The sequence below is a fragment of the Aeromicrobium sp. PFPM2_SD2 genome (genome assembly GCF_057364525.1).
This window is the reverse complement of record NZ_JBNFNZ010000724.1, coordinates 1-727: the sequence shown is the minus strand read 5'-3', so window position 1 is coordinate 727 and position 727 is coordinate 1. Positions and strand designations below refer to the sequence as shown.

General features: G+C 75.9%; 1 protein-coding gene. It reads right to left on the bottom strand.

What is annotated here, in order from left to right; all coding sequences use genetic code 11:
• On the bottom strand, positions 1–597 hold a 597-nt coding region (locus AC2W7G_RS17720; protein WP_485869589.1), incomplete at its 3' end, for a TetR/AcrR family transcriptional regulator.
• Positions 598–727: the final 130 nt, after the last annotated feature.

Genomic DNA, 727 nt, shown 5'->3' with positions numbered 1-727 from the left:
CCGGTGCTCCTGGCCCGGCACGTCGAGCTGGTCGGCAGTCAGCTGGCGGATCGCGTAGACCGCCGCGGCGTAGGCCGAGAGCGGCACCGGGCGCGAGCCGGGCCAGTACCGCTCGCGCTGGTCGCGCAGGAGAAGGGCGAGACCGTGGATGGCCGAGCGCCGCCGGTCCCGCGCCGGACGGCCGAGGCCGTCGAGCTCCAGCAGGAACGCCCGGGCGACCACCGGGTCGTCCTGCAGCGCGCGAGCGTAGGCCAGCACCACGTCGGTGACCACGCCGTCCCACGTCGGGCCCGGGTCGGTGACCGCGCCGAGCAGGCGTCCGGTCAGCACCGTGATGAACCGGTCGTACGCCGCGAACAGGCAGTCCTCCTTGTCGACGAAGCACTCGTAGAACGCCGGCTGCGAGACGTGCGCCCGCGTGGCCACGTCGCGGACGGCCAGCGCGCGGTAGCCGTCGGCCGCGAGCAGCTCGGTCGCGGCGATCATCAGGCGCTCGCGCTGGCTGTCCAGCACGGCGCCGTGGTCGAGGCCGTGGCGGCCCTTGGGCAGCGTGGGGGGCGTCGTGAAGAAGACGCCCTCGCGCACGGGCGTCGTCACGGTCGGCTCCGGGGGAGAGCGTCCATGCACGCAGTGTGCCGGCCCGGCGGGGTCGCCGGCCCCGACCCGCCGGGGTCCGCCGGCCTACGATCGAGCCGTGCCTCCTCGCCCGCCGTTGCCGCCGCGCCAC